Raw genomic sequence first — 25,690 nt, 5'->3', positions numbered from 1 at the left:
AGCCCGGCGCGGGACAAGCCCGCTCACTACAATATTGTGTAGGTACTACGGGTTAAGGGGGGCTTGCCTTAAGGGGGTATTTCAAGGCAGGCTCTGGGGTGTGCATTATTCCCATCACCGTGTCAGGTATTTTTTATGTCGCTACGCGTCTGTATCCTGGAAACCGATATCCTGCGTCCAGGCTTGATCGATCAATACCAAGGGTATGGGCAGATGTTCAAGCGCCTGTTCTCCAAGCAACCCATCCCCGCTGAGTTTGTCGTGTACAACGTGGTGAACGGCGAATACCCATCGGACGATGAAGTGTTCGACGCGTACCTGGTAACCGGCAGCAAGGCCGACTCCTTCGGCACTGACCCTTGGATCCAGACCCTCAAGACCTACCTGCTCGAACGTTACGAGCGCGGCGACAAGCTGCTCGGTATCTGCTTCGGTCACCAGTTGCTGGCGCTGCTGCTCGGCGGCAAGGCTGAGCGCGCCGGCCAGGGTTGGGGCATCGGCATTCACGATTACAAGCTCGACGCCAAGGCGCCGTGGATGAGCCCGGAAGTGGAAGAGCTGACGCTATTGATCAGCCACCAGGACCAAGTGACCACGCTGCCGGAAAATGCCACGGTCATCGCGTCCAGCGCGTTTTGCCCGTTCGCCGCGTACCACATCGGCGATCAAGTGCTGTGCTTCCAAGGCCACCCGGAATTTATCCACGACTATTCCCGCGAATTGCTGGAGATTCTTCAGACAACGCTGGGTGAAAAGGTCTACACAAACGGCGTCGCCAGCCTTGAGCGCGACCACCACGGCGCCACCGTGGCGGAATGGATGATGCGCTTTGTGGCCCACAAGCCCGAGGCCCGGGTTTAAAGCCAACCCGAACGCTTGAAGCTGGCCCACAGGCCGATGCAACCGGTCGCAATAAACCCGAGCACCGCAAAATAGCCGTAGTGCCATTGCAGCTCGGGCATGTTCTGGAAGTTCATCCCATAAATCCCCGCCACCGCGGTGGGGAATGCCAGGATTGCCGCCCACGCGGCGAACTTGCGCTGCACCACGCTCTGGCGCGAAGCCTCCAGTAACACACCGATCTCGATGGTCTGGCTGGCGATATCGCGCAGGGTGGTGAGGTCCTCCATCTGCCGCGTCACGTGGATCTGCACGTCACGGAAATACGGGCGCATATTCTTGTCGATAAACGGGAAGTTCAGCTTCTGCAGCTCCTGGCTGATCTCCACCATCGGCGCCACATAACGCTTGAGCCGCAGCACGTCGCGACGCAGGCCGTGAATCTTCTGGATGTCGCGTTCACTCAGTGAACTGCACAGCACGTTATGCTCGAGCTCATCGATCTCGGCATGGATCGCTTCGCTCACCGGCTGGTAGTTCTCGGTAACAAAATCCAGCAGCGCGTAGAGTACGAAATCTTCCCCATGCTCCAGCAACAACGGCCGTGCCTCACAGCGCTGGCGCACAAAACCGTAGGACGCCGAGTGACCGTTGCGTGCCGTGATGATGTAGCCGTTACCGGCGAAGATATGAGTCTCGATAAACACCAGCTTGCCGTCCTCGCGCACCGGTGAATAGGTCACGATAAACAGTGCATCGCCGAAGGTTTCAAGCTTGGGGCGGCTGTGTTTTTCCAGGGCGTCTTCGATGGCCAGTTCATGCAGGTTGAACTGGCGTTGCAAGTTGGCCAGTTCCTGGGCGTTGGGTTCTTCCAGGCCGATCCATACAAAGTGGCCGGGTTTGGCGGCCCAGGCCGCGCCTTCGTCGAGGGTGATATCAGAGACTTTCTTACCGGCGCTGTAGACGGCGGCCGCAACAACTCTACCCATGGTGCTGATCACTTCTTATTGGGGGGACAGATGTTGGGCAGCTTAGCTTGAATGACGTTCCGTTGTAGCGGCTGTTGTAGTGAGCGAGCTTGCTCGCGCTGGGGTGCGAAGCGCCCCAATCGGTATTCAGGCCCCCTCCAACTCACGATCCATCCGCGCGATGCACTCATCCATCTGCGCATAACAAGCCTGCATCAACGCCGGAATGTCATCCACCGTCAGGCCTATGGTAGGAATTGGCGGCAACGAACGTATGAGCACATCACCACTGTTCCAGCGATTAAGCCGCATGTGAGTGACGTAATTGCTGACACACACCTGCACGATCGGCACACCTGCCGCAATCGCCATATGGAACGCACCCTTCTTGAACGGCAGCAAACCGCTACCCATGTTGCGCGTGCCTTCCGGGAACACCCAGATCGACGTGTCTTTATGTTGCAGCGTGTGGGTGGTGGTGAGCATCGCACGGCGCGCCTTGTGCGCATTGCCCCGGTCGATCAACACATTGCCCGCCAGCCAGAACAACTGACCAAACAGCGGCACCCATTTCAGGCTTTTCTTGGCGATACACACCGTGCGGTATGGCACCACATTGCCAACGACAAACAAGTCATAGTTGGACTGGTGGTTGGCGATCACCACGCAGGTGCCGGGCTTGTTGCGCAGCGAGTCCACATCGGCTTTTACGTTCAAACGCAGAATCCACATGGCCGGCAGCGCATAAAGGCGGGCACACAGGCGGCTGTTGTCCGGGTTGAATGGCCGGCAGATACCTACCAGTACACCCAGCACGCCGGCGAGCATAAAGTGCAGGCTCATCAACAACATACGCAACAGAAAAAGCATCGACACGGCCTATCGAGACAAAAGGTGGCGCAGTGTACGGATGTGCACTGGATTCGGCAATTACCCCGGTAGAGGTAGGAGATAGCCGATGTTTTAGTGCATGTTTCAACATCTGCCGACCACCGGCGGGCTAGAGCGGCTGAAGATGATTCGGATTGAGGTATAAGAAAAAGCCCGACTCAAGGTCGGGCTCTGGCGTATCAGATGTAGGACTTAGCTCAGGATATGCCCTTGGTCCTGGATAATGGCGTCGTCCAAGGCCTCCAGCAGTTCCTTACGCACCTTCAATTTGGTGTGCTTGTGCGCGTTCATATTCAGCTTCTTCAACTGACGCGCTGCTTCCAGCGCCGCTGCCTGCAACTCCTCCGGTGCGACCACCTTATCGAGGAAACCAGCGTGTAGCGCACCCTGTGGGTCGAACATTTCGGCATTGATCACCGAACGGTGAAACGCCGACTTGCGCAGCCGATCCCGCGCCAGCTCGATACCCGCGTGGTGCATGGTCATGCCAATCGCCACCTCATTCAGGCCGATGCTGAACGGACCTTCTACCCCAATCCGATAATCCGCCGACAACAACAAAAACGCGCCCTTGGCCACCGCATGCCCAGGGCACGCCACAATCACCGGAAACGGGTGCGACAACAGACGACGCGCCAACGTGGAACCCGACGTCACCAGGCCGATCGCCTCTTTAGGGCCGGCAGTCATCACCTTCAAATCATAACCACCCGACAGAATCCCCGGCGTGCCGGTGATCACCACCACCGCCCGGTCCTTCTCCGCCTGGTCCAGCGCTTCATTAAAGGCACTGACCACTGCAGGAGAAATAGCATTCACCTTGCCGTTGCTCAAGGTCAGGGTCGCGATACCGTCTTCGAGGTGGTAGGCAATCAACTCACTCATGACGCGGTTCCTTGTAGGATTTGTTATAGAAGGCTTGTTAATAGACGTGCATGCGCAGACGTTACCCACCACGCCCGCCCCGGTAAAGCGTTGTGACTGACTGGCCAGTCAGACTTTTCCCGCACACAGGCGGCTGGAATGCCTGGAGCAGGGCACAATGGCTGCCCCAGACGCGCGCCGCCGATGCCTGAGAATGGCACAATCACCACCCCTCGCCGGATGCGTCCACGTATAACCGGCTAACCGCATGAAAATTCTGAAAAAAACCTTTGCCATCAGAAAGGCTTTCGACTACATTAGCGCGCCTCGACAGACTGAACTGGTTTGACGAGATACGGTGAAGTGTCCGAGTGGCTTAAGGAGCACGCCTGGAAAGTGTGTATACAAGAAATTGTATCGAGAGTTCGAATCTCTCCTTCACCGCCACATTCGAAACGACAACCCCCCTGAAAACGTAAAAGTTTTCAGGGGTTTTGTGTTTTCAGGAGGCCGAAAAAGCCCATTTGGGAATATTCATGGGAACACAGGCTGCCGGGATGGCCGTCCTCATTGATCCCAATCTGCGTTCATTCCTAGCGCCTGGCGCTGAGACGCAACGTCTCACAGTCTCGTAACTACCTCGTGCCGTCTGACCTGCAGCGTCTCATCTGAACCCGACTCCCGCCATCCTTGAGTACCCATCCCACCGCTCTAAAAAAGGGCTGTCCAGGTGTTTTTGCAGATCTGGCACCGGCCTTGCTCTAGCTCCAGCACCCAGCCTGACTGGTCAACCAATAATAAAAAGAAGTGCCCGATGTCCTGCTCAATCGACTGGTTTTGGCCGCTGCGCAACAGCACTGAGGCTCCTGCCGGCGGACGGTTGCGGGGCGCCAGGACCCACCGTCTCAAGGAGATGTCGCGATGACCCTTTCGATCAAACCGCAACGCAGCATGCGTGCCGCTGTCTGGCACGGCCGCAACGATATTCGCGTCGAGGACGTTCCGCTGCCGATTTCGCCGCCTGCTGGTTGGGTGCAGATCCGGGTGCAATGGTGCGGGATTTGCGGGTCCGATTTGCATGAGTACGTGGCGGGGCCGGTGTTCATACCGGTTGACGCTCCGCACCCGCTCACCGGGATTAAGGGCCAGTGCATTCTCGGTCATGAGTTTTGTGGCGAGATCGTCGAACTCGGTCACGGTGTGCAGGGCTTCAGTGTCGGCGAGCCGGTGGCGGCCGATGCGTGCCAACATTGCGGCACGTGCTACTACTGCACCCACGGGCTGTACAACATTTGCGAGAACCTGGCGTTCACCGGGTTGATGAACAATGGTGCCTTCGCCGAACTGGTCAATGTGCCAGCCAACCTGCTGTACAAGTTGCCGGCGAACTTTCCGGCTGAAGCGGGGGCACTGATCGAGCCGCTGGCGGTGGGCATGCACGCGGTGAAAAAAGCCGGAAGCCTGCTCGGGCAACACGTGGTGGTGGTCGGTGCCGGCACCATTGGCCTGTGTACCATCATGTGCGCCAAGGCGGCGGGTGCGGCTCAGGTGATCGCTCTGGAAATGTCCGGAGCGCGCAAGGCCAAGGCCCTGGAAGTGGGGGCGACCCATGTGCTCGATCCCAATCAATGCGATGTCCTGGCTGAGGTACGACGCCTGACGGGCGGGCTCGGGGCGGATGTCAGTTTCGAATGCATCGGTAACAAACACACGGCCAAGCTCGCGATCGATTTGATCCGTAAGGCCGGCAAGTGCGTACTGGTGGGGATTTTCGAGGAGCCCAGCGAATTCAACTTTTTCGAGTTGGTGGCCACGGAAAAGCAGGTATTGGGGGCACTGGCCTATAACGGTGAGTTCGCTGACGTGATCGCTTTTATTGCGGATGGCCGGCTCGACATCACGCCGCTGGTGACTGGGCGCATTCAATTGGAGCAGATCGTGGGTCAGGGCTTCGAGGAACTGGTCAACAACAAGGAGCACAATGTGAAAATCATCGTGTCACCTGCTCGAGTCTGAAAAGAGTGATGGGGGCGTGATGCATTAAATCCACATTCAAAAAACCAAAACACCGGGCAATGCCCGGTGTTTTTTACTGCTTGCTGGTTTACTGCGCAGCTTTCAACTTGACCACATCACCCGAAATCTTGGTGGTGTAACCGCTCAGCACCCAAGCCCAAAACCATTTTTCCTGGATCTGAGTGTTGATCAGCGCATCGCCGCCTTTTGCCTTGATGGCAGCATCCTGGGCACGAACGAAACGGCTGTTCTGGCCAATTGGGATGATGCCGAACAGCATGATGCCAGTGGCGCTGGCTTCGCTGTGACCCAGCACGGTGTATTGGCTGCTGTCGTATTGCGGGGATTTGATGGCGGTGCCGGTGCAACCTGCGAGGGCGAGACCAAGAACGGTTGCGGCAACTGCTTTACTGACGTACTTCACTGTGTAACTCCATGGATGGAATATCGAGATCCAATTCTCGAGGGAGCGCTACTCTAGTTGCTCGGGCAACAGATTGAAATCAATTGCCTGAAGGTTTCATGTTTCTCTACCTGTCTGTAATCGGAGTGACAGCAAAAAATAAGGTTGATTGTTGGTCCGTCATCGCAGGCGAGCCAGCTCCCACATTTAGTTTGCGCCGTGTCAGATATGCAGCCATGCCAAGCTACCCAACATTACGGCCACACCCGCTGCCGCGTAGGACACACGCTTCAACCACTCCTTCCTCGTCAGCAACGTAATCGCCGCCAACGAAATCGCGATCTGAATCGCGGTCATCGCCTGGGCCCAGCGATGATGCTGGTGCAGCGCCTGCTCGGACTTTTCATCCCATTCCTTTGACGTGGCTTCAAGCTTTTCGGCCTGCTTGCGCACGTCTTCCTTCTGGCTCTTGTAGCGCTCGATCTCGTCCTTGTAATGCACCGCGTCCACACCTGGAATGTGCGTGGCGAGTTCCGCAAGGTTTTGTCGGCTGGATTTGGCCTGATAGTAATTCCACTGGTTGGCGGCTTCGGTCTTGAAGATGGCGGCGTTGTTTTTGTCCATCGCCGCTTCGCTTTCGGTGGAGCCGGCCTGGTAGCTGAGCATCGCGCCGAGGGTGGCCATGAGGGCGGTCATCACGGCGATGCGACTGGCGAAATTGTCCCCGCGGCCGTGGGCATGTTCGGTGGTGTGTTCGACGTGTTTTTCGTGGGGGCTGGGGACTTCGAAGGCTTCGGACATGGCGGCGTCTGTGAAGGGAATGAGGGAGTCTGATTCTTCACCAGCGAAGCTGTCTCAAGCCTGTACGTAACGCCGGATCAACCGTGCATACACCGCGATATTAATCATCAGCACCACCGCGCCTAAGCCCAATTGGACCTGTGGGGTCAGCCCGGCGGGGTAGATGAGTGTGAGGATGTAATGCTCGATGAACCCACCGCCATAACCGTCCTGCCCGGCGAGATGACGAAACAGGTTTTCCCAACGGGTTAATGGGCAAGGCAGGTGAAACACCTCGACGGCCACGCCCCATACAGCAGCAGGCAAGTGCAACCACATCACACTACGCCACTTAAGCGCGAGCAGGCCTCCGAACAGAACAAAGAGGATAAAGCACAAGTGAAACAGCACCAGGCTGTCGGCGGCTAGGCGGTAGAGCATCGCGGACACTTCGAAAGGGGAGGTGGATAGTCTAAAGGGTTGCTAGCTGACAAGCGTGGCCGTTATTGTGCTGAATCCTTTTAGTCCTTCCTCCAGGGTTCTGTAGTGATGAATGCACCGCACACCGCAGTCGGTCCGATCAAGGCCGTGATTTTCGATATGGACGGGTTGTTGCTGGACACAGAAGGCATCTACACCGAAGTCACGCAGATCATCGCCGAACGCTATGGTCGCACCTACGACTGGAGCATCAAGCAGCACATCATCGGGCGTGGCGCTCAGGATTTGGCCGACTACGTGGTCAAGGCGCTGGATTTGCCGATCACACCGGCTGAGTTTCTCGAGATCCGTGAACCGCTGATGAGCGAGCGCTTCCCCAAGGCCTTGGGCATGCCCGGCGCCGAAGCACTGGTGCGGCATTTGAAGGCACACAATATCCCGATCGCCGTGGGCACCAGTTCGTCGCGCAATTCGTTCGGCCACAAAACCACGTTGCATCGCGGATGGTTCGGCCTGTTCGACACCATCGTCACCGCTGACGACCCGGAAGTCGGCGCGGCCAAACCGGCGCCGGACATTTTCCTCACCGCCGCCCGCCGCCTGGGCGTTGCGCCCGAGGATTGCCTGGTATTCGAAGATTCGCCCTTCGGCGTTACCGCCGCGAAGGCCGCCCACATGACCGCCATCGCCGTGCCGGATGAAGCCATGGCCGACAGCAAGTACCACCATGCCGATCAGATCATCCGCAAACTCGCGGATTTCGACCTGTCCGCCTACGGCCTGCCGCCGCTCTCCTGACCAAAACGCGGTCAAAAAAATGTGGGAGCTGGCTTGCCTGCGATAGCGAAGTATCAGTCGCTGGATAAATTGACTGATACACCGCCATCGCAGGCAAGCCAGCTCCCACATTTGTTATGCGCTGAAGCCACCATCGATAGTCAAGCTTGCACCGGTGATGTACCCAGCCTCCGGCCCTGCAAGGTAGGCCACAAAGCTGGCAATCTCCTCGACATGCCCATACCGCCCCACCGCCATCAACCCAATCAGACTCTCGGCAAAATCACTGTTCGCCGGGTTCATATCAGTATCTACCGGCCCAGGCTGCACGTTGTTGATGGTAATCCCGCGTGGCCCCAGATCCCGCGCCAAACCTTTGGTCAAGCCGACCAGCGCCGCCTTGCTCATTGCATACGGGCCACCACCACCAAACGGCATGCGCTCGGCATTGGTGCTGCCAATGTTGATCACCCGGCCACCTTCACCCATGTGCTTGGCGGCTTCCTGGGTCGCGATAAACACACTGCGTACGTTGATGGCCAGGGTCTGGTCAAAATCTTCCAGCTTGAAATCTTCCAGCGGCGCGATGGCCAGCACGCCAGCGTTGTTCACCAGGATATCCAGGCGCCCAAAAGCTTCGACTGTAGCGTTGACTGCGTTGCGGATCGCGCCGGCATCGGCGCTGTCGGCATGAATCGCCAGGGCTTTGCCGCCTTCGCTGATCACGCTGTTCTGCAATGCTTCGGCCTTGGCGGCTGAGCTGACGTAGGTAAAGGCAACCGCTGCGCCCTGTGCGGCGAGGCGCTTGACGATGGCGGCGCCGATGCCGCGGGAACCGCCTTGAATCAAGGCGACTTTACCGCTGAGGTCTTGTGTGGTCATGTCGATCTCCTAGCTGTTCAAGGCGGGATGCCTTGTTGTTGGAGCCGAGTATCGACCTCACCAGCCCCTCCCGGTAGACCGTGATTGCTATAGTCTGTGTAAACCAAAAGTTTAGAGTGGGGCGGTATGGAAAGCTTTGGCAGTATCGAATGCTTTGTGCGCAGCGCCGAAGGGGGCAGCTTTGCCGAAGCGGCGCGGCACCTGAGTCTGACCCCGGCAGCGGTAGGTAAAAGCGTTGCCAAGCTGGAAGCACGTCTCGGTGTGCGCCTGTTCCAGCGCAGTACCCGGCGCCTGACGTTGACCGAAGCCGGCAAGCTCTTTCTCGAAGAAGTCAGCGGCAGCCTCACCACCATTCAGAACGCCGTGGCCAATCTGGCCACTGCCGAAGGGCGGCCGGTCGGGACGCTCAAGGTCAGCATGGGCCCGGTGTTTGGCAATCGCTATGTGGTGCCGCTGCTGGGAGCGTTCATGCGGCGCTTTCCAGACATCAGCCCGGACTGGCATTTCGATAACCGCCAGGTCGACCTGATCGGCCAAGGCTTTGACGCCGCCATCGGCGGTGGTTTTGAGCTGCCCCAGGGCGTCGTGGCGCGTAAGCTCACGCCCGCGCACCGCGTGTTAGTGGCCTCACCGGATTACCTGGCGCAACGCCCGCCGGTGGACACGCCTGAAGACTTGGCGCGTTGCACGGGCATCCTGATCCGCTCACCACAAACCGGTCGCATCCGTTCCTGGCAGTTGACCAGTATTGAAAGAGAGCAACGCCCGTTGATGCTCAAGCCAAGGATGACCATGAGTGACTCCGAAGCCGCCTGCTGCGCCAGCGCCCAGGGCCTGGGCATTGCCTTGGTGAGCATGCCGATGGCTGTGCCGTTCCTCGACAGTGGCGCCGTGGTGCGGGTATTGCCCGACTGGTGTGTCGACGACGGCAACATCTCCATTTACTACGCCGAACACAAACTGCTGCCCGGCAAGACCCGGGCGTTTGTGGATTTCATCATCGAGCAGTTTGCCGAGCAGCAACTGAGCCAGCGATTCAGTGCCATCTGATCAAACTGTGGGCCGAGGCGCGGCCATCGCGGGCAAGCCCGGCTCCCACAGATGATCGCATTCCCCTGTGGGAGCTGGCTTGCCTGCGATGGCCACACCTCGGTCTACCGGCCGAACATGCCCGGCCAGCCAATGACCTTCTTCGGCCGCGGCGTCGCATACGTCCTGATCTTCGACGTCGACAACCCCAAGCGAACCAAAGACTCAGCAATGGTAACCGCCGCCGTCACGCCATCCACCACCGGCACCCCGGTGCGCTGGCGAATCTGTTCATCCAGCCCGGCCATGCCGCCACACCCCAGGCAGATCACCTCGGCCTTGTCCTCGCGGATAGCCAGTTCGGCCTGACGCACGATGGCTTCCATCGCGGCCAACGGGTCTTCTTCCAGCTCCAGCACCGCCATGCCACTGGCCCGCACCGAGGCGCAACGCTGGTACAGGCCGGCGAGTTTCAGGCGGTCTTCGATCAGCGGCACAGTACGGTCCAGCGTGGTGACCACCGAGTAGGCATGGCCCAGGAACATCGCGGTGCTGGCAGCGGCTTCGGTGATGTCCACCACCGGCACGTTGAGCAACTCCTGCAAACCTTCGCGGCCGTGTTCGCCGTAGCCGGCCTGGATCACCGCGTCGAACGGCTGGTCGTAGGCCATCACCCGGTCCATCACCGCGATGGCCGCCAGGTAGCTTTCAAAATTGCCCTCCACCGACTCCGCGCCGAAGTAGGGCGTGAGCCCGACAATCTCGGTGCCCGGCGCGGCCACGGCCCGTGCCTGCTGGGCGATGGTTTCAGTGATGGATTCGGTGGTGTTGACGTTGACCACGAGGATACGCATGGAATGTCCTTGATTAATGACTGACGTTATCGACTGCAATGCTTTCGCCGCTGACATCGGCGTAGAACGGCTGGCGCTTGGCGATCAGCCCATACAGCAGCCCTGCAATACCGGCGCCAAACATCCAGGAAAACGGTGAGACGCTGGCGAAACCGGGCAGCAGGGCCAGGAAAATGGCGATCACTGCCGCAGGAATAAACGCCGCCACCGCACGCAAATTGACCCCGCGGCTGTAGTAATAAACGCCACTGGGGTCTTCGCTATACAACTGCGGTACGTCCACCTGGCTTTTACGGATCAACCAGTAATCGACCATGATCACCCCGTACAACGGCCCCAGCAGCGCGCCCAGGCCAGACAGGAAATACACGATCACCAGCGGGCTGTTGTAGAGGTTCCACGGCAGGATCAATACGGCCACGGTGGCGCTGATCAACCCGGCGCGACGGAAGTTCAGGTACTTGGGCGCCAGATTGCTCAACACAAAGGCCGGCGCGACAAAGTTGGCCATGATGTTCACCGCCACGGTGACGATCAGGAACGCCAGGCAACCCAGTACCAGAAACACGGTATTAGGGATGGCTGCGATGATCTCGGTCGGGCTTTCGATCACCCGGCCATTGAGCTGGAACTGCCCGCCGCACAGCAGCACCGTGATCGCAGCGAACACCAGGATATTCACCGGCAGGCCCCAGAAGTTGCCGACCTGGATGGTCTTGCGGCACGGCGAGGAGCGGGCGAAGTCGCAGAAGTTGAGAATCAACGTGCCGTAGATAGACAGCCACAGTGCGCCGCCAGCAAAGATATTGCGCCACATCTCGCCACCACTCAGCGGTTCACGGATCGACCAGGCAATATTGCCGCCGACCTGGAAGTACATCCAACCGGCCAACGAGGCCACGGTGAGCAAAATCACCGGCCCGGCGAAGCCTTCATAGCGGCGCACCATTTCCATGCCGTAGGCCAGGATCACCAGTTGCACCAGCCAGATCGCCACAAAACACGCCCAGCCGAGGGAGGACAGACCGAGGATGGAGTTGTGGTCATAGTCGGCGAAGCCTGGATGAATCGCCGTCAGCAACACGCGGAAAACCACCGAGGCGAGGTAGGTCTGGATACCAAACCAGGCAATCGCAATCACCGCGCGGATCAACGCCGGAATCTGTGCGCCATGAATACCAAAACTGATGCGGCTGATCACCGGAAACGGTACGCCGGTCTTCTGCCCCATATAGCCCGACAAGTTCATGAAGAAGTACACCAGCGCCGCACCGATGCCGAGGGACAACAAGATCTGCCAGCCGCCCAGGCCCAATGCATACAAGCCAATGGCGAACGAATAGTTGGCGATGTTGTGTACGTCGTTGGTCCATAACGCAAAGATGCTGTAGCGCCCCCAACGCCGGCCTTCGACCTTGGTGGGCGCCAGGTCCTTGTTATGCAGGCGCGGGCTGAGTACCAGCGGGCCCGGCCGTGTGGCCTCGGGGTTCAGGGAGGAGGGCGGATCCAGTGCGATGTTATTCGAGAGGCTAGTACGCATTCCGGCAGGCTCCAGCACATCAGCAGTCGGGCCGCGGATGGCAAAGTGTATGTAGGTTTTGTATTTATTGTATACAAAGCGTATTTCACCTTAAGCCACATGCGTGCCAGTTTTCGATCTATGAAAACGGCGGATAATTTCCTTTTTGTAGAATTTTGAAATAACTAGCTGAATTAAAAGCGATATAAATTGACCGTTTGAACAGCTATTTATTTTTCTGTGGGAAAGCGACGGATCGCGATGGGAAACAGAGGGCGAGTAGAGGTGTTACGTTATGGTGCGGATCAAGGAGGATCGCACACATATATGGCACCGATGGTTACATCTTTGTGTACATTTTAGGGGTCAACACAAAACAAATGTGGGAGCGGGCTTGCTCGCGAATGCAGTGTGTCATTCACCGAATAAGTGACTGATACACTGCATTCGCGAGCAAGCCCGCTCCCACATTTTCATATCGCGCCAGGCATCAAGCCTTACTGATGATATTCCCCGCATGCAACCCACATTCCTTCTGCGTAGCCTCTTCCCACCACCAACGCCCCTCGCGTTCATGCTGGTTCGGCAACACCGGACGCGTGCAAGGTTCGCAGCCAATGCTGATGAAACCACGCTCATGCAAGCTGTTATACGGCAGCTCCAGCATGCGGATGTAACCCCAAACCTCCTCACTGGTCATTTGCGCCAGCGGGTTGAACTTGTACAAGGTGCGCTCCGGCGTAGAGAACGCCGTGTCGATTTCCAGTGCCGCCACCTGGCTCCGTGTACCCGGGCTCTGGTCGCGGCGCTGGCCGGTGGCCCAGGCATTTACGCCGGAGAGCTTGCGACGCAGCGGCTCGATCTTGCGCACGCCGCAGCATTCGCCATGGCCGTCCTTGTAAAAGCTGAACAGGCCCTTCTCTTTAACGAAGGGCTCCAGCTTGCTCTGGTCCGGTGAAATCAACTCGATGTCGATCTTGTAGAAGTCGCGCACCTGCTCGATAAACCGGTAGGTCTCCGGGTGCAGGCGGCCGGTGTCGAGGCTGAACACCTTGACGTTCTTGTTCAGCTTCCAGGCCATGTCTACCAGCACCACGTCCTCGGCGCCGCTGAAGGAGATCCACAGGTCATCACCGAACTGGCTGAACGCCAGCTTGAGAATGTCCTGCGCAGACTTGTTGGCGTAAGTCGTGGCGAGTTCAACGACGTCGAAGGCTTGGTTCATCAGGACGGTTTCCTACAGGTCAGTGGCGCTGAGCGCTCTATAGGGGAGCGATGGTATCAAAATCCGCCCTGCGTTGCGGCGGCGAGCGTGAGTCGCTAGAGTTCGGCAGTCCTTTTGCCCGCTCAATCAACAACATCTAAATGGGAGTGTCTTGTGGAAATTGCCTGCCTTGACCTGGAAGGGGTACTGGTTCCGGAAATCTGGATCGCCTTCGCCGAAAAAACCGGTATTGAATCCCTGCGGGCCACCACGCGGGACATTCCCGACTACGACGTGCTGATGAAGCAACGCCTGCGCATCCTCGACGAACACGGGCTCAAGCTCGCCGACATCCAGGAAGTGATCGCCACCCTCAAGCCGCTGGACGGCGCTATCGAGTTCGTCAACTGGCTGCGCGAGCGCTTCCAGGTGGTGATCCTGTCAGACACCTTCTACGAGTTCTCCCAGCCGCTGATGCGCCAACTGGGTTTCCCGACCCTGCTCTGCCACCGCCTCATCACCGACGAAACCGACCGCGTGGTGAGTTATCAACTGCGCCAGAAAGACCCCAAGCGCCAGTCGGTATTGGCCTTCAAGAGCCTGTACTACCGCGTGATCGCCGCCGGCGATTCCTACAACGACACCACCATGCTGGGCGAGGCCGACCGTGGGATCTTGTTCCATGCGCCGGAGAACGTGATTCGCGAGTTCCCGCAGTTTCCGGCGGTCCATACGTTTGAGGACTTGAAGAAAGAGTTCATCAAGGCCTCGAATCGGCAGTTGAGCCTGTAGGTCCTTCAGCGCGGCTGATGGCCTCTTCGCAGGCAAGCCAGCTCCCACATTTGAATGATGTGAACCCGATCAAATGTGGGAGCCGGGCTTGCCCGCGATGGGCATAGGTATCTACACATTTTCAATGTGAAATTGCGTAGCAGAGGGCTCCCTCAAGATGTGTGGATACTTATGCCGCGATGAGGCCAGCACGTTCACCGCCTAAACCCCTGCCAGCAAGCTCTCATAAGGAATGCGCAACCCCTCGTGCAAGCGCTTGATCATCGACAAGCTGAGCTTGCGCTTGTGGTTCAACACCTCTGACACCCGCCCACTGGTGCCGATAAAGGGTTCCAGATCGCGGGCGGTCATGCCCAGTTGCTCCATGCGAAATTTGATCGCCTCCACCGGGTCCGAAGGGGGCATTGGATAATGTTCGGCCTCATATTTTTCGATGAGTATTGCGAGGACTTCCAGCTCGTCACCTTCGGGTGAGCCGACTTCCGCTCCCCATATTTGCTCCACACGAGCGAGGGCTGCAGTCAGATCCTCTTGGGAATGAATCGGTTTGATGTTCATCACACGGTCTCCGCGTTGATCTGATCGTACTGCGCGTGAGTTCCTACGAAGCGTATGAACCCAAGCTGTCGCTGATAATCGATCGCCATGATTACTCGGTACTTGTTGCCACCCACGTTGAAGACAACCCTTCCACTTTTAAGAATGCTTGCTGTTCTAAGCTCTGCTTTGAGCGCTTGCGGCGTTAGGTACGTTGCTTTCTCCATATGGCGATACAGCTCGACCAGGGGTGTTTTTGCGTCGGAATAGGCGCAGTGGCTTTCCCAAAATATGCGTAGGGTGGAGAGAGCGATTATCCGCATCGCTGAAACCTCCCAATTTGGGAGATGATAGGTGCGGTTGGTTTGAGATGCAATCTCGGAAATAATTTCTGACGAGTAAGCAGTCGTTTCATGTGATCCCTCACAGACGGCCAGTGGACGGTCGGGGCTGGACGCTATCTACCAGCGCAAACTCCGTCCATAGACGTTCTGATTCAGGCTTTTTCCTGCCGACCAGCGCTGCACCCGAAACCTGGAGGGGCTTGGTTATTACAGGCCTTCCAAAGTGCGTAACAACACCCGCACCTTCGTCAGCGACTCCTGATATTCCGCCTCCCACTGCGAATCCGCCACGATCCCGCCGCCGCCCCAGCAGCAGACCTGACCCTCCTTGACCAGTAAGCTACGGATGGCGATGGAACTGTCCATCTCCCCCCTAACATCCAGATACACCAAAGAACCGCAGTACAGTCCGCGTCGAGTAGGCTCCAGCTCGTCGATGATCTGCATCGCACGGATCTTCGGTGCGCCGGTGATCGAGCCGCCGGGAAAGCTGCCCGCGATCAGGTCGAGAGCGTCTTTGTCGTCGGCCAACTCGCCGATAACGCTGCTCACCAGATGGTGGACGTTGGGGTAGCTTTCCAGGCTGAACAGCTCCGGCACGCTCACCGAGCCGGTGCGGCAGGTACGGCCGAGGTCGTTGCGCAGCAGGTCGACGATCATCAGGTTTTCGGCGCGGTCCTTGGGGCTGGCCAGCAGTTCGGCGGCGTTGGCGGCGTCTTCTTCGGGCGTCAGGCCACGGGGGCGGGTGCCTTTGATGGGGCGGGTTTCGACGCGACGCTTGCTGATATGCACGAAGCGCTCGGGCGACAGGCTCAGTACCGCGCCGTCGTCCGGCAGGCTCTGGAACCCGGAGAACGGCGTCGGGCAGGCTTCTCGCAGGGCGCAGTAGGCGACCCATGGATCGCCCATGCACGGTGCACGGAAACGCTGGGCGAAGTTGACCTGGTAGCAGTCGCCGGCCTGAATGTAATCCTGGATGCGCACGATGGCCTGACGGTAAGCCTCGGCGGTGAGGTCCGGGGCCATGGGGCCGTGAAGTTTGAAGGACGCGGGCGCGTCGATAGCGCCAGTGCTGAATAGCGCAATCAACCGTTGCTGCTCGCTATCGGCCAGTGCCGGATGAAACACCAACTGGCTGGTCTGCGTGTGGTGATCGCTGACCAGCGCCCAGGCATACAGCCCAAAGCGCGCATCCGGCAGGTGCAGGTCGTCTGTTGCAAGGTGCGGCATCTGCTCAAGGTGCCGACCAAAGTCATAGCTCAGGTAGCCGATCAGGCCTCCGGCAAATGGCAGCTCATACTCGACAGGCAAATCCGCCTCACCCAGCTGCGTGAGATTTTCCCGCAACCGTTGCAGGAAATCGCCACCGCTTTCATCAGGCGACACCGTCAACGTTGCTTGCGGCCAAGCGCTGAGAAGGTCATACCGCCCGCGTTCAGCCGCTGGCCGGCCACTGTCCAGCAGTACGGCACCAGGCGCGTGGCGAATGACCGCGAAATACTCGGCGGGGTTGGCCCGGTAGGGCAGCGGGTGTACGGAACAGGTCGACATGCGGGGTGGATCAGCTGTTGGCGTGGGGGAGGGGATTGTAGTCCCCACGAAGGGTTTGATCCTAGAGCGCAGTCTAAATGTGGGAGCGCTCAGCCTTCTACAGGCGGAATATGCCCAAACATCTCCTGCGCAAACTTAACCCGCTCCTCAGGAGTTTCTGTCACGCCGGCTGCCTTCAGTTCTTCCAGCCGCGCCTCCACCGCATGGGTGCGCAAGGTCAAACCACAGTCGTTGGCGATCTGGATATTCAGCCCCGGTCGCGCATTCAGTTCCAGGATCAGCGGGCCTTTCTCCTGGTCCAGCACCATGTCCACGCCGATGTAACCCAGCCCGCACAGCTCATAGCAGCCGGCTGCGAGCTTCATGAAACCGTCCCAGTTGGGCAGTTGCACGCCATCCACCGCATTGGTGGTGTCTGGGTGTTTGGTGATGATGTTGTTCAGCCAGGTGCCGCGCAGGGTCAGGCCCGTGGCCAAGTCCACCCCCACACCGATGGCGCCCTGGTGCAGGTTGGCCTTGCCGCCCGATTGGCGGGTCGGCAAGCGCAGCATGGCCATCACCGGGTAACCCATCAATACGATGATGCGAATGTCCGGCACACCTTCATAGCTGATGCTCTTGAAGATCTGGTCGGGCACCACGCGGTATTCGATCAGCGCACGATCACGGTGGCCGCCCAACGAATACAGGCCGGTGAGGATGCTGGAAATCTGATGTTCGATTTCTTCATGGCTGATGATCTTGCCGGACACCGTGCGATAGCGCCCTTCAAAGCGGTCCGCCACCACCAGGATGCCGTCGCCGCCGGCGCCCTGGGCCGGCTTGATCACGAAGTCGCTGCGCCCTTTGAGGATCTCGTCGAGCTTGTCGATTTCCTTCTCGGTGGAGATCACCCCGTACATTTCCGGCACATGGATGCCGGCCGCCAGCGCGCGTTCCTTGGTGATGATCTTGTCATCCACAATCGGGTACAGGCTGCGCTTGTTGTACTTGAGCACGTAGTCGGCATTCCGCCGGTTGATGCCCATGATCCCCCGCGCTTCCAGCGCTTTCCAGGTCTTCCAGAATCCGAACATTACTGATCAGCCTTCAAGAAGGCCTTGAATCGCACCAGCTCGGTCAAGCGGTAGCCGCGATACCGACCCATGGCCAGCATGAAGCCCACCAAAATCAGCAGGATCGCCGGGAAGGTGAACACAAAGTAGATCAGTTCCGGCACGCTCATGATCAGGTGTGCCAGGGATGCGGCGAACAGCGTACCAATCGCCACTTTCAGCGCATGGTTGGCGCCGCGCTCTTCCCAAGTGATGGACAGGCGTTCGATGGTCATGGTCAAAATCACCATCGGGAACAGCGCCACCGACAGCCCGCGCTCCAGCCCCAGTTTGTGGCTGAACAGGCTGATGGCCGCGATCAGCACCACCACAAAGGTCAACACCACCGACAACCTCGGCAGCATCTGCAGCTTCAAGTGTTCCAGGTACGACCTGAGCGACAAGCCCAGCGCCGTGATGATCGTAAACAGCACAATCCCGAAGCCCAGCTGCGTCTCGCGGAACGCCAGGGCGATCAGCACCGGGGTGAATGTGCCCAAGGTCTGCAGGCCGATCAGGTTGCGCAGGATCAAAATCACCAACACGCCAATCGGGATCATCACCATGATCATGAAGGTCTGCTGGGTTTGCAGCGGCAGGCCGTAGAGCGAGTACTCGAGGAAGTTGGCGTCGGTGTTCTCGTCGGTCAGCTTGGCCAGGCGAATCGCGTTCATTTCGCTGTTGTTCAGGCTGAAGGTCACCATGGCCTTCTTGCCGCCATCGACAGTGATCAGGTTTTCATCGCCTGTCCACCACAGCAGGCGGTCGGCGGGCAGGCCTTGTTCGCCGGTCTCCGGGTTGAAGTACAACCAGTCATTGCCGTTGAAGCTGCGCAGCCACAGTTCCGGGCTTTGCGGCTGGTCGGCGACCAGGCGGATGGTGTGGACTTTTTCCACCGGCACGTGGGCAATGGACAGCAGCAATTCGACGATCTTGGCTTTGTGCGGCGTCGACGGATCGCCCGCGAGCAGCAGTTTCACGTTGTCGTCGTTGAGGTTGTTGGTGCGCTTGATGGCTTCAGTAATAAAGGTCTCGACGTCGGCCGAGTGCTGGCGGATCGGCGCAAGCAGGGCTTCGGCGGCGATTTTCTCCGGGCCTTCGACGGCAATGCTGTCGCGGAAGGTGGGGCCCTTGACCTTGACCTTTTCGCCGCTGTAGCGCTTGGTCAGGACCAGGCGGTAATACAGGGTCTGGTTACCCTTGGCGCGGCGTGCCGACCAGGTGACCTTGCGGTTGCCGTCGGTGCGGTTGACGCTCACGCCGTAATTATTCGAGATGAAACTCTCGTTGAGGCTGACGAAGTCGCGGCTCAAGGGCGGCACGAACATCTGGATTTTCACGGGATCTTTCGGGTTGGCGACGAACTCGACCTTGGCGTCGATGTTCCACAAGTCGTCGGTGGCGTCCTCGGTAACGGGGATCCCCAGCACGAAGATCTGATAGGCGGTGACCGAAATACCCAGCACCACCAGGATGGCGATCAGGATTTTCAGGTGCAGGGTCAGAGAGCGCATTCGTTTTACTCGGCGGTATGAGCGTCGGCGGCGCAAGCGGGTTTGCCCGCTGCGTATTTAAGACTGGGGTCGACCAGCGCATCAAAGCGTTTCAGCGCTTCGGAGCCAATCAGCAGCGGGTATTGGAATGCGCTGCGGTCAGTCAAGTTCACTTCGATGCTGCGTAAAGCGGTGCCCATGCAGATATCCAGGGCTATCACTGGACGGGCGGTGTAGTTCTTGTCCTCATCGGGGTCGTAGTCACCGGCGCGGCGCTTGATCTTGCTGACGCGGGCCAGGGGGCGTTCGATGGGGTGGGAATGGGCGGTGTCGATGGCCAGGTAGAAGCGAACCCAGGATTCGCCGTTGCGCTTGAAGCGCTTGATGTCGCGGGCGCTGAGGGACGCGGTCTTGGCACCGGTGTCCAGTTTGGCGGCGACTTCCAGGTTAATGCCGGCCAATTGGGCGTATTCGTTGAGGCCATACACGGTCTTCTCGGCAGCGGTGCCAAGGCCTGGCATGAACAATAGGCAGAACAGGGGGAAGGGCTTGAGTCTCATAAATCCTGAGGCGGTGCAGTGCGATGTTTGATTCAAGGCGACTGGCATTACTGCGCAAGCTCCCTCGTGCGCCGTTTCATCTAGTGATGTCAGGCAAATACGGCGAGCATTCTAACATGATGCTTTTTTGGCGCCAGCGCTGGCAGGCGGCCATGCCCTGCACGAGTTCAGCAGCGGTTATTAGACGATTGTCGACAATGTTGATTTATTCTTTGACTATCTTGGTCTGATTGGCTAGTTTTTGCGGCATTGCTTTTAAAGGTGTCGACAATATGCTGGATCAGCTGGAATCCCCAGTGGTGGCGCAAGACGATTCCCAGACCATGTCCGAGAACGTCTTCCGACGTATCCAGGCCGCCATCGTCAAGGGTGAGATCGCCCCCGGCAGCAAGATCTCCGAGCCGGAACTGGCACGCACCTACGGCATCAGCCGAGGTCCGCTGCGCGAGGCGATCCACCGCCTGGAAGGCCAGCGCCTGCTGGTGCGTGTGCCCCACGTCGGCGCGCGGGTGGTGTCGTTGAGCCATGCCGAGCTGATCGAACTCTATGAAATCCGCGAATCCCTCGAAGGCATGGCCTGTCGCCTGGCCGCCGAGCGCATGACCGATGCGGAAATCGAAGAGCTGCGCCAGGTGCTGCACACCCACGAACGCGATGAAGCCTTCCAGGCCGGCCTCGGCTATTACCAGCAGGAAGGCGACTTCGATTTTCATTACCGGATCATTCAAGGCGCCGGCAACCGCACCCTGACCCAAATGCTCTGCGGCGAGCTGTACCAACTGGTGCGCATGTACCGCATCCAGTTTTCCGCCACCCCCAATCGTCCACGCCAGGCCTTTGCGGAGCACCACCGCATTCTTGACGCGATTGCCGATCGCGACGGTGAACTGGCCGAACTGTTGATGCGCCGGCATATCGGCGCTTCCAAACGCAACATTGCCCGTCACTTCCCAGGCGGTGCTACTGATAGAGGTGAGTCATGAGTTCTAACAATAAAAGCACCCCCGGCCAGCGTTTCCGTGACGCCGTCGCCAGTGAGCACCCCTTGCAGGTGGTCGGTGCTATCAACGCCAATCACGCGCTGCTGGCCAAGCGTGCCGGTTTCAAGGCGATCTACCTGTCGGGTGGCGGGGTGGCTGCCGGCTCCCTCGGCGTGCCGGACCTGGGCATCACCGGCCTGGATGACGTACTCACCGACGTACGCCGCATCACCGATGTGTGCGACCTGCCGCTGCTAGTGGACGTGGACACCGGTTTCGGCTCCTCAGCGTTCAACGTGGCGCGTACCGTCAAGTCGATGATCAAGTTTGGCGCGGCTGCCATCCATATCGAAGACCAGGTCGGCGCCAAGCGCTGCGGCCATCGCCCGAACAAAGAAATCGTGTCCCAGCAGGAAATGGTCGACCGCATCAAGGCCGCCGTGGATGCGCGCACCGATGACAGCTTCGTGATCATGGCGCGCACCGATGCCCTGGCCGTCGAGGGATTGGAATCCGCCCTGGAACGCGCCGCCGCCTGCATCGAAGCCGGCGCCGACATGGTGTTTCCGGAGGCCATTACCGAATTGGAGATGTACAAGCTCTTCGCGTCAAAGGTAAAGGTCCCGATCCTGGCCAACATCACCGAATTCGGCGCCACGCCGCTGTACACCACCGAACAGTTGAAATCTGCCGATGTTTCCATCGTGCTGTACCCGCTCTCGGCCTTCCGCGCCATGAACAAGGCCGCCGAAAACGTCTACACCGCGATCCGTCGCGACGGCACCCAGCAGAACGTGATCGACACCATGCAAACCCGCATGGAGCTTTACGATCGCATCGACTACCACACCTTCGAGCAGAAGCTCGACGCGCTGTTCGCAGCCAAGAAGTAACGAACGGCCTCCCTAATAAATTCAAGATTGGAGAAAGAACATGGCTGAAGCAAAAGTACTCAGTGGCGCCGGCCTGCGTGGCCAGGTGGCCGGGCAGACCGCACTGTCCACCGTCGGCCAAGCCGGCGCCGGCCTGACCTATCGCGGCTACGACGTGCGTGAACTGGCCGCCGATGCGCAGTTTGAAGAAGTCGCCTACCTGCTGCTGTATGGCGAGCTGCCGACAAAGACCGAACTGGCCGCCTACAGTGCCAAGCTGAGCAAGCTGCGCGACCTGCCGCACGCATTGAAGGAAGTACTGGAACGCATCCCCGCCGACGCCCACCCGATGGACGTGATGCGCACCGGTTGCTCGTTCCTCGGCAATATCGAGCCAGAGAAAGACTTCAGCGTGCAGCGCGACGTTACCGATCGTCTGCTGGCGGCCTTCCCGGCGATCATGTGCTACTGGTATCGCTTCAGCCACGACGGCAAGCGTATCGACTGCGTGACCGACGAGCCGACCATCGGCGGCCACTTCCTGCACCTGTTGCACGGCGAAAAGCCGAGCGAGTTGCACGAGAAGGTCATGAACGTGTCGCTGATTCTCTACGCCGAGCACGAATTCAACGCTTCGACCTTCACCGCACGGGTGTGTGCGTCGACCCTGTCCGACCTCTATTCCTGCGTCACCGCCGCCATCGGTTCCCTGCGCGGTCCTCTGCATGGCGGCGCCAACGAAGCGGCGATGGAGATGATCGAGCGGTTCTCGTCGGCTGAAGAAGCCGTCGAAGGCACCCTCGGCATGCTGGCGCGCAAGGACAAGATCATGGGCTTCGGCCACGCGATCTACAAAGACAACGACCCGCGCAATGAAGTGATCAAGGGCTGGTCGAAAAAACTCGCTGACGAGGTAGGGGACAAGGTGTTGTTCCCGGTCTCCGAAGCCATCGACAAAACCATGTGGGAACAGAAGAAGCTGTTTCCCAACGCCGATTTCTACCATGCCTCGGCGTATCACTTCATGGGCATCCCGACCAAGCTGTTCACCCCGATCTTCGTGTGCTCGCGCCTGACTGGCTGGGCCGCGCATGTCTTCGAGCAGCGCGCCAACAACCGCATCATCCGTCCAAGCGCCGAATACACCGGCGTTGAGCAGCGCAAGTTCGTGCCAATCGAACGTCGCTGAATGGGATGAACCTGAGGCACCGGTTTTCATGGTTGGAACCGGGTCAATGTGGGAGCCGGGCTTGCCCGCGATAGCGGTATTACTGTCGACACATGTGTTGAATGACAGTCAGTCATCGCGGGCAAGCCCGGCTCTCACAGGGACCGAGTTCATCCAGACCCCTGCAGCAGGTTCGTGCCGCCTAACTACCGTGACCGAGTCCTGACGATGAACACTGAATTTCGCAAACCACTCCCCGGCAGCCGCCTGGATTTCTTCGACGCCCGTGCGGCTGTCGAGGCAATCACCCCCGGCGCCTACGCCACCTTGCCCTACACCTCCCGCGTCCTCGCAGAAAACCTCGTGCGTCGTTGCGACCCGGCCACCCTCAACGCGTCCCTGAGCCAACTGATCGAACGCAAGCGCGACCTCGACTTCCCGTGGTTCCCGGCGCGTGTGGTGTGCCACGACATTCTCGGCCAGACCGCCTTGGTCGACCTCGCTGGCCTGCGCGATGCTATCGCCCTGCAAGGCGGTGACCCGGCGCAGGTCAATCCGGTGGTGCCGACCCAATTGATCGTCGACCATTCCCTGGCCGTCGAAGCCGGTGGTTCTGACCCGGACGCGTTCGAGAAAAACCGCGCCATCGAAGACCGTCGCAACGAAGACCGTTTCCACTTTATCGAGTGGACCAAGAAGGCGTTCAAGAACGTCGATGTGATCCCGCCGGGCAACGGCATCATGCACCAGATCAACCTGGAGAAAATGTCCCCGGTGATTCAGGTGCGTGACGGCGTTGCGTTCCCCGACACGTGCGTCGGCACCGACAGCCACACGCCACACGTAGACGCGTTGGGCGTAATCGCCATCGGCGTCGGTGGTCTCGAAGCTGAAAGCGTGATGCTTGGCCGCGCCTCGTGGATGCGCCTGCCGGAAAGTGTTGGCGTGGAGCTCACCGGCAAGCTGCAACCTGGCATCACCGCCACCGACATGGTGCTGGCGCTGACCGAGTTCCTGCGCAAGCAAAAAGTGGTCGGCGCCTGGCTGGAGTTCTTCGGCGAGGGTGCCTCAAATCTCACCTTGGGCGACCGTGCGACCATCTCCAACATGGCCCCGGAATACGGCGCTACGGCGGCGATGTTCTATATCGATCAGCAGACCATCGCGTACCTCAAGCTCACCGGTCGCGAAGACGAACAAGTCACCTTGGTTGAGCAATACGCCCGCCACACTGGCCTGTGGGCCGATGACCTCAAAGGCGCGCAATACGAGCGTGGTCTCACCTTCGACCTGTCCAGCGTCGTGCGCAACATGGCCGGCCCGAGCAACCCGCACGCGCGCGTCGCTACCCGTGACCTGGCGGCCAAAGGCATCTCTGGCCAGTGGGACGAAGTGCCGGGGCAAATGCCCGACGGCGCGGTAATCATCGCCGCTATCACCAGTTGCACCAACACCAGCAACCCGCGCAACGTCATCGCCGCAGGCCTCTTGGCGCGCAACGCCAACAAACTGGGGCTGGTGCGCAAACCGTGGGTCAAATCGTCCCTGGCTCCTGGTTCGAAAACCGTGGCCATGTACCTCGACGAAGCCGGCTTGACCACTGAATTGGAGCAGCTTGGTTTTGGTGTCGTGGCCTTCGCCTGCACCACCTGCAACGGTATGTCCGGCGCACTCGACCCGGTGATCCAGCAGGAAATCATCGACCGCGACCTGTACGCGACCGCCGTGCTCTCGGGCAACCGCAACTTCGACGGGCGTATTCACCCGTACGCCAAGCAAGCTTTCCTGGCCTCGCCGCCGCTGGTAGTGGCTTACGCGATTGCCGGCACTATTCGTTTCGACATCGAAAAAGACGTGCTCGGTCTCGACGCCAACGGCAAGGAAATCCGCCTGCAGGACATCTGGCCGAGCGACGAAGAGATCGACGCGGTGGTCAAGGCCTCGGTCAAGCCGGAGCAGTTCCGCAAGGTCTACATTCCGATGTTCGCGATCCACGAAGACACCGGCCCGAAAGTCGCGCCGTTGTACGATTGGCGCCCACAAAGCACCTACATCCGCCGCCCGCCGTATTGGGAAGGCGCACTGGCCGGCGCCCGCCCGCTCAAGGGCATGCGCCCGCTGGCGGTGCTGCCGGACAACATCACCACTGACCACCTGTCGCCGTCCAACGCGATCATGCTCGACAGCGCCGCCGGCGAATACCTCGCGAAAATGGGCTTGCCGGAAGTCGACTTCAACTCCTACGCCACGCATCGCGGCGACCACCTGACAGCGCAACGCGCGACCTTTGCCAACCCGAAACTGTTCAACGAAATGGTCGTTGAAAACGGCAAGGTCAAGCAGGGTTCCCTGGCGCGGATCGAGCCGGAAGGCCAGGTCACGCGGATGTGGGAAGCCATCGAAACCTACATGGAACGCAAGCAGCCGCTGATCATCATCGCCGGCGCCGACTACGGCCAGGGCTCGTCCCGCGACTGGGCGGCCAAAGGCGTGCGACTGGCCGGTGTGGAAGCGATTGCCGCCGAAGGCTTCGAGCGTATCCACCGCACTAACCTGGTGGGCATGGGCGTGTTGCCGCTGGAGTTCCTGCCGGGCACGGATCGCCATACGCTGAAGATCGATGGCAGCGAGACCTATGACGTTGTTGGTGCGCGCACCCCGCGTGCCACGCTGACATTGGTGATCAACCGCAAGAATGGCGAACGTGTCGAAGTGCCGGTGACCTGCCGCCTGGACACCGCCGAAGAAGTGTCGATCTACGAGGCGGGCGGCGTGTTGCAGCGTTTTGCCCAGGACTTCCTGGAATCGGCGGCGACTGCCTGAGGGGGAAC

26 protein-coding genes and 1 tRNA gene are annotated in these 25,690 nt (G+C 59.3%); 10 read left to right on the top strand and 17 right to left on the bottom strand.

Annotated features, from left to right (window positions below; all coding sequences use genetic code 11):
- Window positions 1-135: 135 nt before the first annotated feature.
- Window positions 136-861, top strand: a complete 726-nt coding sequence (locus BFP95_RS02880) for an amidotransferase (protein WP_065873934.1) — start codon at window positions 136-138, stop codon at window positions 859-861.
- Here the strand turns inward: BFP95_RS02880 and BFP95_RS02875 are convergent.
- The 3 genes from BFP95_RS02875 to BFP95_RS02865 all read right to left on the bottom strand — a co-directional run bounded on the left by BFP95_RS02875 (window position 858) and on the right by BFP95_RS02865 (window position 3,584).
- The gene (locus BFP95_RS02875; protein ID WP_049711965.1) at window positions 858-1,829 is read right to left on the bottom strand and encodes a magnesium and cobalt transport protein CorA; all 972 of its coding nucleotides are present in this window, start codon (window positions 1,827-1,829) and stop codon (window positions 858-860) included. The genes BFP95_RS02880 and BFP95_RS02875 overlap by 4 nt on opposite strands.
- A 126-nt stretch (window positions 1,830-1,955) precedes the next feature.
- On the bottom strand, window positions 1,956-2,678 hold the full coding sequence (locus BFP95_RS02870; protein WP_065909240.1) for a 1-acylglycerol-3-phosphate O-acyltransferase: 723 nt from the start codon (window positions 2,676-2,678) through the stop codon (window positions 1,956-1,958).
- A 213-nt stretch (window positions 2,679-2,891) separates the two neighbouring features.
- Window positions 2,892-3,584 (bottom strand): crotonase/enoyl-CoA hydratase family protein, encoded by a 693-nt coding sequence (locus tag BFP95_RS02865; RefSeq protein WP_049711967.1) that lies wholly within the window; start codon window positions 3,582-3,584, stop codon window positions 2,892-2,894.
- A gap of 336 nt (window positions 3,585-3,920) precedes the next feature.
- Here BFP95_RS02865 and BFP95_RS02860 point away from each other — a divergent pair.
- Window positions 3,921-4,010: transfer RNA gene (locus BFP95_RS02860), tRNA-Ser, on the top strand.
- A gap of 264 nt (window positions 4,011-4,274) precedes the next feature.
- Here the strand turns inward: BFP95_RS02860 and BFP95_RS29745 are convergent.
- Complete coding sequence (locus BFP95_RS29745) at window positions 4,275-4,421, bottom strand: hypothetical protein (protein ID WP_175405968.1); 147 nt, start codon at window positions 4,419-4,421, stop codon at window positions 4,275-4,277.
- 93 nt (window positions 4,422-4,514) lie between these two features.
- Here BFP95_RS29745 and BFP95_RS02855 point away from each other — a divergent pair, with 93 nt between their 5' ends.
- The gene (locus BFP95_RS02855) at window positions 4,515-5,579 is read left to right on the top strand and encodes a 2,3-butanediol dehydrogenase (RefSeq protein WP_256534110.1); all 1,065 of its coding nucleotides are present in this window, start codon (window positions 4,515-4,517) and stop codon (window positions 5,577-5,579) included.
- 88 nt (window positions 5,580-5,667) lie between these two features.
- On the opposite strand, the gene BFP95_RS02850 is transcribed toward BFP95_RS02855, so the two are convergent.
- From BFP95_RS02850 to BFP95_RS02840, 3 genes are all read right to left on the bottom strand, one after another.
- Window positions 5,668-6,003: a hypothetical protein gene (locus BFP95_RS02850; RefSeq protein ID WP_049711969.1), complete on the bottom strand. Its 336-nt coding sequence runs from the start codon at window positions 6,001-6,003 to the stop codon at window positions 5,668-5,670.
- 201 nt (window positions 6,004-6,204) lie between these two features.
- On the bottom strand, window positions 6,205-6,783 hold the full coding sequence (locus BFP95_RS02845) for a DUF4337 domain-containing protein (protein ID WP_065909233.1): 579 nt from the start codon (window positions 6,781-6,783) through the stop codon (window positions 6,205-6,207).
- 54 nt (window positions 6,784-6,837) lie between these two features.
- On the bottom strand, window positions 6,838-7,203 hold the full coding sequence (locus BFP95_RS02840) for a DUF2784 domain-containing protein (protein ID WP_065881295.1): 366 nt from the start codon (window positions 7,201-7,203) through the stop codon (window positions 6,838-6,840).
- 108 nt (window positions 7,204-7,311) lie between these two features.
- Here BFP95_RS02840 and BFP95_RS02835 point away from each other — a divergent pair, with 108 nt between their 5' ends.
- A complete protein-coding gene (locus BFP95_RS02835; protein ID WP_065909231.1) occupies window positions 7,312-8,001 on the top strand; it encodes an HAD-IA family hydrolase in 690 nt (229 codons plus the stop codon).
- A gap of 114 nt (window positions 8,002-8,115) precedes the next feature.
- Here the strand turns inward: BFP95_RS02835 and BFP95_RS02830 are convergent, their stop codons facing one another.
- Complete coding sequence (locus tag BFP95_RS02830) at window positions 8,116-8,862, bottom strand: 3-oxoacyl-ACP reductase family protein (protein ID WP_065881293.1); 747 nt, start codon at window positions 8,860-8,862, stop codon at window positions 8,116-8,118.
- A 126-nt stretch (window positions 8,863-8,988) separates the two neighbouring features.
- On the opposite strand from BFP95_RS02830, the gene BFP95_RS02825 reads away from it, so the two are divergent.
- Window positions 8,989-9,912 carry a LysR family transcriptional regulator gene (locus BFP95_RS02825; protein WP_065909229.1) on the top strand — a complete coding sequence of 308 codons (924 nt, stop codon included), beginning with the start codon at window positions 8,989-8,991 and terminating at the stop codon, window positions 9,910-9,912.
- 104 nt (window positions 9,913-10,016) lie between these two features.
- On the opposite strand, the gene BFP95_RS02820 is transcribed toward BFP95_RS02825, so the two are convergent.
- The 3 genes from BFP95_RS02820 to BFP95_RS02810 form a co-directional block, all read right to left on the bottom strand.
- Window positions 10,017-10,745: an aspartate/glutamate racemase family protein gene (locus BFP95_RS02820; protein ID WP_065881290.1), complete on the bottom strand. Its 729-nt coding sequence runs from the start codon at window positions 10,743-10,745 to the stop codon at window positions 10,017-10,019.
- 13 nt (window positions 10,746-10,758) lie between these two features.
- Window positions 10,759-12,285 (bottom strand): NCS1 family nucleobase:cation symporter-1, encoded by a 1,527-nt coding sequence (locus BFP95_RS02815; RefSeq protein ID WP_065881288.1) that lies wholly within the window; start codon window positions 12,283-12,285, stop codon window positions 10,759-10,761.
- 469 nt (window positions 12,286-12,754) lie between these two features.
- Entirely contained in the window at window positions 12,755-13,489 is a 735-nt protein-coding gene (locus BFP95_RS02810) for a phosphoadenylyl-sulfate reductase (RefSeq protein WP_065873909.1), read from the bottom strand.
- 153 nt (window positions 13,490-13,642) lie between these two features.
- On the opposite strand from BFP95_RS02810, the gene thrH reads away from it, so the two are divergent.
- A complete protein-coding gene (gene thrH, locus BFP95_RS02805) occupies window positions 13,643-14,260 on the top strand; it encodes a bifunctional phosphoserine phosphatase/homoserine phosphotransferase ThrH (RefSeq protein ID WP_049711978.1) in 618 nt (205 codons plus the stop codon).
- A gap of 201 nt (window positions 14,261-14,461) precedes the next feature.
- Here thrH and BFP95_RS02800 read toward each other — a convergent pair whose 3' ends face one another.
- From BFP95_RS02800 to BFP95_RS02775, 6 genes are all read right to left on the bottom strand, one after another.
- Window positions 14,462-14,818, bottom strand: coding sequence for a helix-turn-helix domain-containing protein (locus BFP95_RS02800; protein ID WP_065881286.1), 357 nt, complete (start codon window positions 14,816-14,818; stop codon window positions 14,462-14,464).
- Window positions 14,818-15,120, bottom strand: a complete 303-nt coding sequence (locus BFP95_RS02795; RefSeq protein ID WP_065881284.1) for a type II toxin-antitoxin system HigB family toxin — start codon at window positions 15,118-15,120, stop codon at window positions 14,818-14,820. Before BFP95_RS02795 ends, BFP95_RS02800 begins: the two co-directional genes overlap by 1 nt.
- Before the next feature lie 228 nt (window positions 15,121-15,348).
- On the bottom strand, window positions 15,349-16,692 hold the full coding sequence (pabB, locus tag BFP95_RS02790; protein ID WP_065881283.1) for an aminodeoxychorismate synthase component I: 1,344 nt from the start codon (window positions 16,690-16,692) through the stop codon (window positions 15,349-15,351).
- An 89-nt stretch (window positions 16,693-16,781) separates the two neighbouring features.
- Window positions 16,782-17,768: an alpha-L-glutamate ligase-like protein gene (locus BFP95_RS02785; RefSeq protein WP_065873906.1), complete on the bottom strand. Its 987-nt coding sequence runs from the start codon at window positions 17,766-17,768 to the stop codon at window positions 16,782-16,784.
- Window positions 17,768-19,300, bottom strand: a complete 1,533-nt coding sequence (locus BFP95_RS02780; protein WP_049711983.1) for an osmotic stress tolerance membrane protein RloB — start codon at window positions 19,298-19,300, stop codon at window positions 17,768-17,770. Before BFP95_RS02780 ends, BFP95_RS02785 begins: the two co-directional genes overlap by 1 nt.
- A 5-nt stretch (window positions 19,301-19,305) precedes the next feature.
- Window positions 19,306-19,839, bottom strand: a complete 534-nt coding sequence (locus BFP95_RS02775; protein ID WP_065873905.1) for a retropepsin-like aspartic peptidase RloA — start codon at window positions 19,837-19,839, stop codon at window positions 19,306-19,308.
- Window positions 19,840-20,111: 272 nt separating this feature from the next.
- Between BFP95_RS02775 and BFP95_RS02770 the strand changes: the two genes are divergently transcribed.
- The 4 genes from BFP95_RS02770 to acnD all read left to right on the top strand — a co-directional run bounded on the left by BFP95_RS02770 (window position 20,112) and on the right by acnD (window position 25,682).
- Window positions 20,112-20,822 carry a GntR family transcriptional regulator gene (locus tag BFP95_RS02770; protein WP_065873904.1) on the top strand — a complete coding sequence of 237 codons (711 nt, stop codon included), beginning with the start codon at window positions 20,112-20,114 and terminating at the stop codon, window positions 20,820-20,822.
- Window positions 20,819-21,712 carry a methylisocitrate lyase gene (prpB, locus tag BFP95_RS02765; protein ID WP_065873903.1) on the top strand — a complete coding sequence of 298 codons (894 nt, stop codon included), beginning with the start codon at window positions 20,819-20,821 and terminating at the stop codon, window positions 21,710-21,712. Before BFP95_RS02770 ends, prpB begins: the two co-directional genes overlap by 4 nt.
- A 40-nt stretch (window positions 21,713-21,752) precedes the next feature.
- Window positions 21,753-22,880, top strand: a complete 1,128-nt coding sequence (gene prpC / locus BFP95_RS02760; RefSeq protein WP_065873902.1) for a bifunctional 2-methylcitrate synthase/citrate synthase — start codon at window positions 21,753-21,755, stop codon at window positions 22,878-22,880.
- Between the two features lie 207 nt (window positions 22,881-23,087).
- Window positions 23,088-25,682, top strand: coding sequence for a Fe/S-dependent 2-methylisocitrate dehydratase AcnD (gene acnD, locus BFP95_RS02755; protein ID WP_065873901.1), 2,595 nt, complete (start codon window positions 23,088-23,090; stop codon window positions 25,680-25,682).
- Window positions 25,683-25,690 lie beyond the last annotated feature (8 nt).

Source organism: Pseudomonas sp. 58 R 12 (assembly GCF_900005865.1).
Lineage (GTDB): Bacteria > Pseudomonadota > Gammaproteobacteria > Pseudomonadales > Pseudomonadaceae > Aquipseudomonas > Aquipseudomonas tritici.
Note: the sequence above shows the minus strand (reverse complement) of the source record. Positions and strands in the feature narration are given on the sequence as shown.

What these genes read in the sequence shown, in the direction of transcription:
- BFP95_RS02880 (WP_065873934.1), top strand. Translation starts at nt 136, where the DNA reads ATGTCGCTACGCGTCTGTATCCTGGAAACCGATATCCTGCGTCCAGGC.
- BFP95_RS02875 (WP_049711965.1), bottom strand. Translation starts at nt 1,829, where the DNA reads ATGGGTAGAGTTGTTGCGGCCGCCGTCTACAGCGCCGGTAAGAAAGTC.
- BFP95_RS02870 (WP_065909240.1), bottom strand. Translation starts at nt 2,678, where the DNA reads ATGCTTTTTCTGTTGCGTATGTTGTTGATGAGCCTGCACTTTATGCTC.
- BFP95_RS02865 (WP_049711967.1), bottom strand. Translation starts at nt 3,584, where the DNA reads ATGAGTGAGTTGATTGCCTACCACCTCGAAGACGGTATCGCGACCCTG.
- BFP95_RS02855 (WP_256534110.1), top strand. Translation starts at nt 4,515, where the DNA reads ATGCGTGCCGCTGTCTGGCACGGCCGCAACGATATTCGCGTCGAGGAC.
- BFP95_RS02845 (WP_065909233.1), bottom strand. Translation starts at nt 6,783, where the DNA reads ATGTCCGAAGCCTTCGAAGTCCCCAGCCCCCACGAAAAACACGTCGAA.
- BFP95_RS02840 (WP_065881295.1), bottom strand. Translation starts at nt 7,203, where the DNA reads ATGCTCTACCGCCTAGCCGCCGACAGCCTGGTGCTGTTTCACTTGTGC.
- BFP95_RS02835 (WP_065909231.1), top strand. Translation starts at nt 7,312, where the DNA reads ATGAATGCACCGCACACCGCAGTCGGTCCGATCAAGGCCGTGATTTTC.
- BFP95_RS02830 (WP_065881293.1), bottom strand. Translation starts at nt 8,862, where the DNA reads ATGACCACACAAGACCTCAGCGGTAAAGTCGCCTTGATTCAAGGCGGT.
- BFP95_RS02825 (WP_065909229.1), top strand. Translation starts at nt 8,989, where the DNA reads ATGGAAAGCTTTGGCAGTATCGAATGCTTTGTGCGCAGCGCCGAAGGG.
- BFP95_RS02820 (WP_065881290.1), bottom strand. Translation starts at nt 10,745, where the DNA reads ATGCGTATCCTCGTGGTCAACGTCAACACCACCGAATCCATCACTGAA.
- BFP95_RS02815 (WP_065881288.1), bottom strand. Translation starts at nt 12,285, where the DNA reads ATGCGTACTAGCCTCTCGAATAACATCGCACTGGATCCGCCCTCCTCC.
- BFP95_RS02810 (WP_065873909.1), bottom strand. Translation starts at nt 13,489, where the DNA reads ATGAACCAAGCCTTCGACGTCGTTGAACTCGCCACGACTTACGCCAAC.
- BFP95_RS02800 (WP_065881286.1), bottom strand. Translation starts at nt 14,818, where the DNA reads ATGAACATCAAACCGATTCATTCCCAAGAGGATCTGACTGCAGCCCTC.
- BFP95_RS02795 (WP_065881284.1), bottom strand. Translation starts at nt 15,120, where the DNA reads ATGCGGATAATCGCTCTCTCCACCCTACGCATATTTTGGGAAAGCCAC.
- pabB (WP_065881283.1), bottom strand. Translation starts at nt 16,692, where the DNA reads ATGTCGACCTGTTCCGTACACCCGCTGCCCTACCGGGCCAACCCCGCC.
- BFP95_RS02785 (WP_065873906.1), bottom strand. Translation starts at nt 17,768, where the DNA reads ATGTTCGGATTCTGGAAGACCTGGAAAGCGCTGGAAGCGCGGGGGATC.
- BFP95_RS02780 (WP_049711983.1), bottom strand. Translation starts at nt 19,300, where the DNA reads ATGCGCTCTCTGACCCTGCACCTGAAAATCCTGATCGCCATCCTGGTG.
- BFP95_RS02775 (WP_065873905.1), bottom strand. Translation starts at nt 19,839, where the DNA reads ATGAGACTCAAGCCCTTCCCCCTGTTCTGCCTATTGTTCATGCCAGGC.
- BFP95_RS02770 (WP_065873904.1), top strand. Translation starts at nt 20,112, where the DNA reads ATGCTGGATCAGCTGGAATCCCCAGTGGTGGCGCAAGACGATTCCCAG.
- prpB (WP_065873903.1), top strand. Translation starts at nt 20,819, where the DNA reads ATGAGTTCTAACAATAAAAGCACCCCCGGCCAGCGTTTCCGTGACGCC.
- prpC (WP_065873902.1), top strand. Translation starts at nt 21,753, where the DNA reads ATGGCTGAAGCAAAAGTACTCAGTGGCGCCGGCCTGCGTGGCCAGGTG.
- acnD (WP_065873901.1), top strand. Translation starts at nt 23,088, where the DNA reads ATGAACACTGAATTTCGCAAACCACTCCCCGGCAGCCGCCTGGATTTC.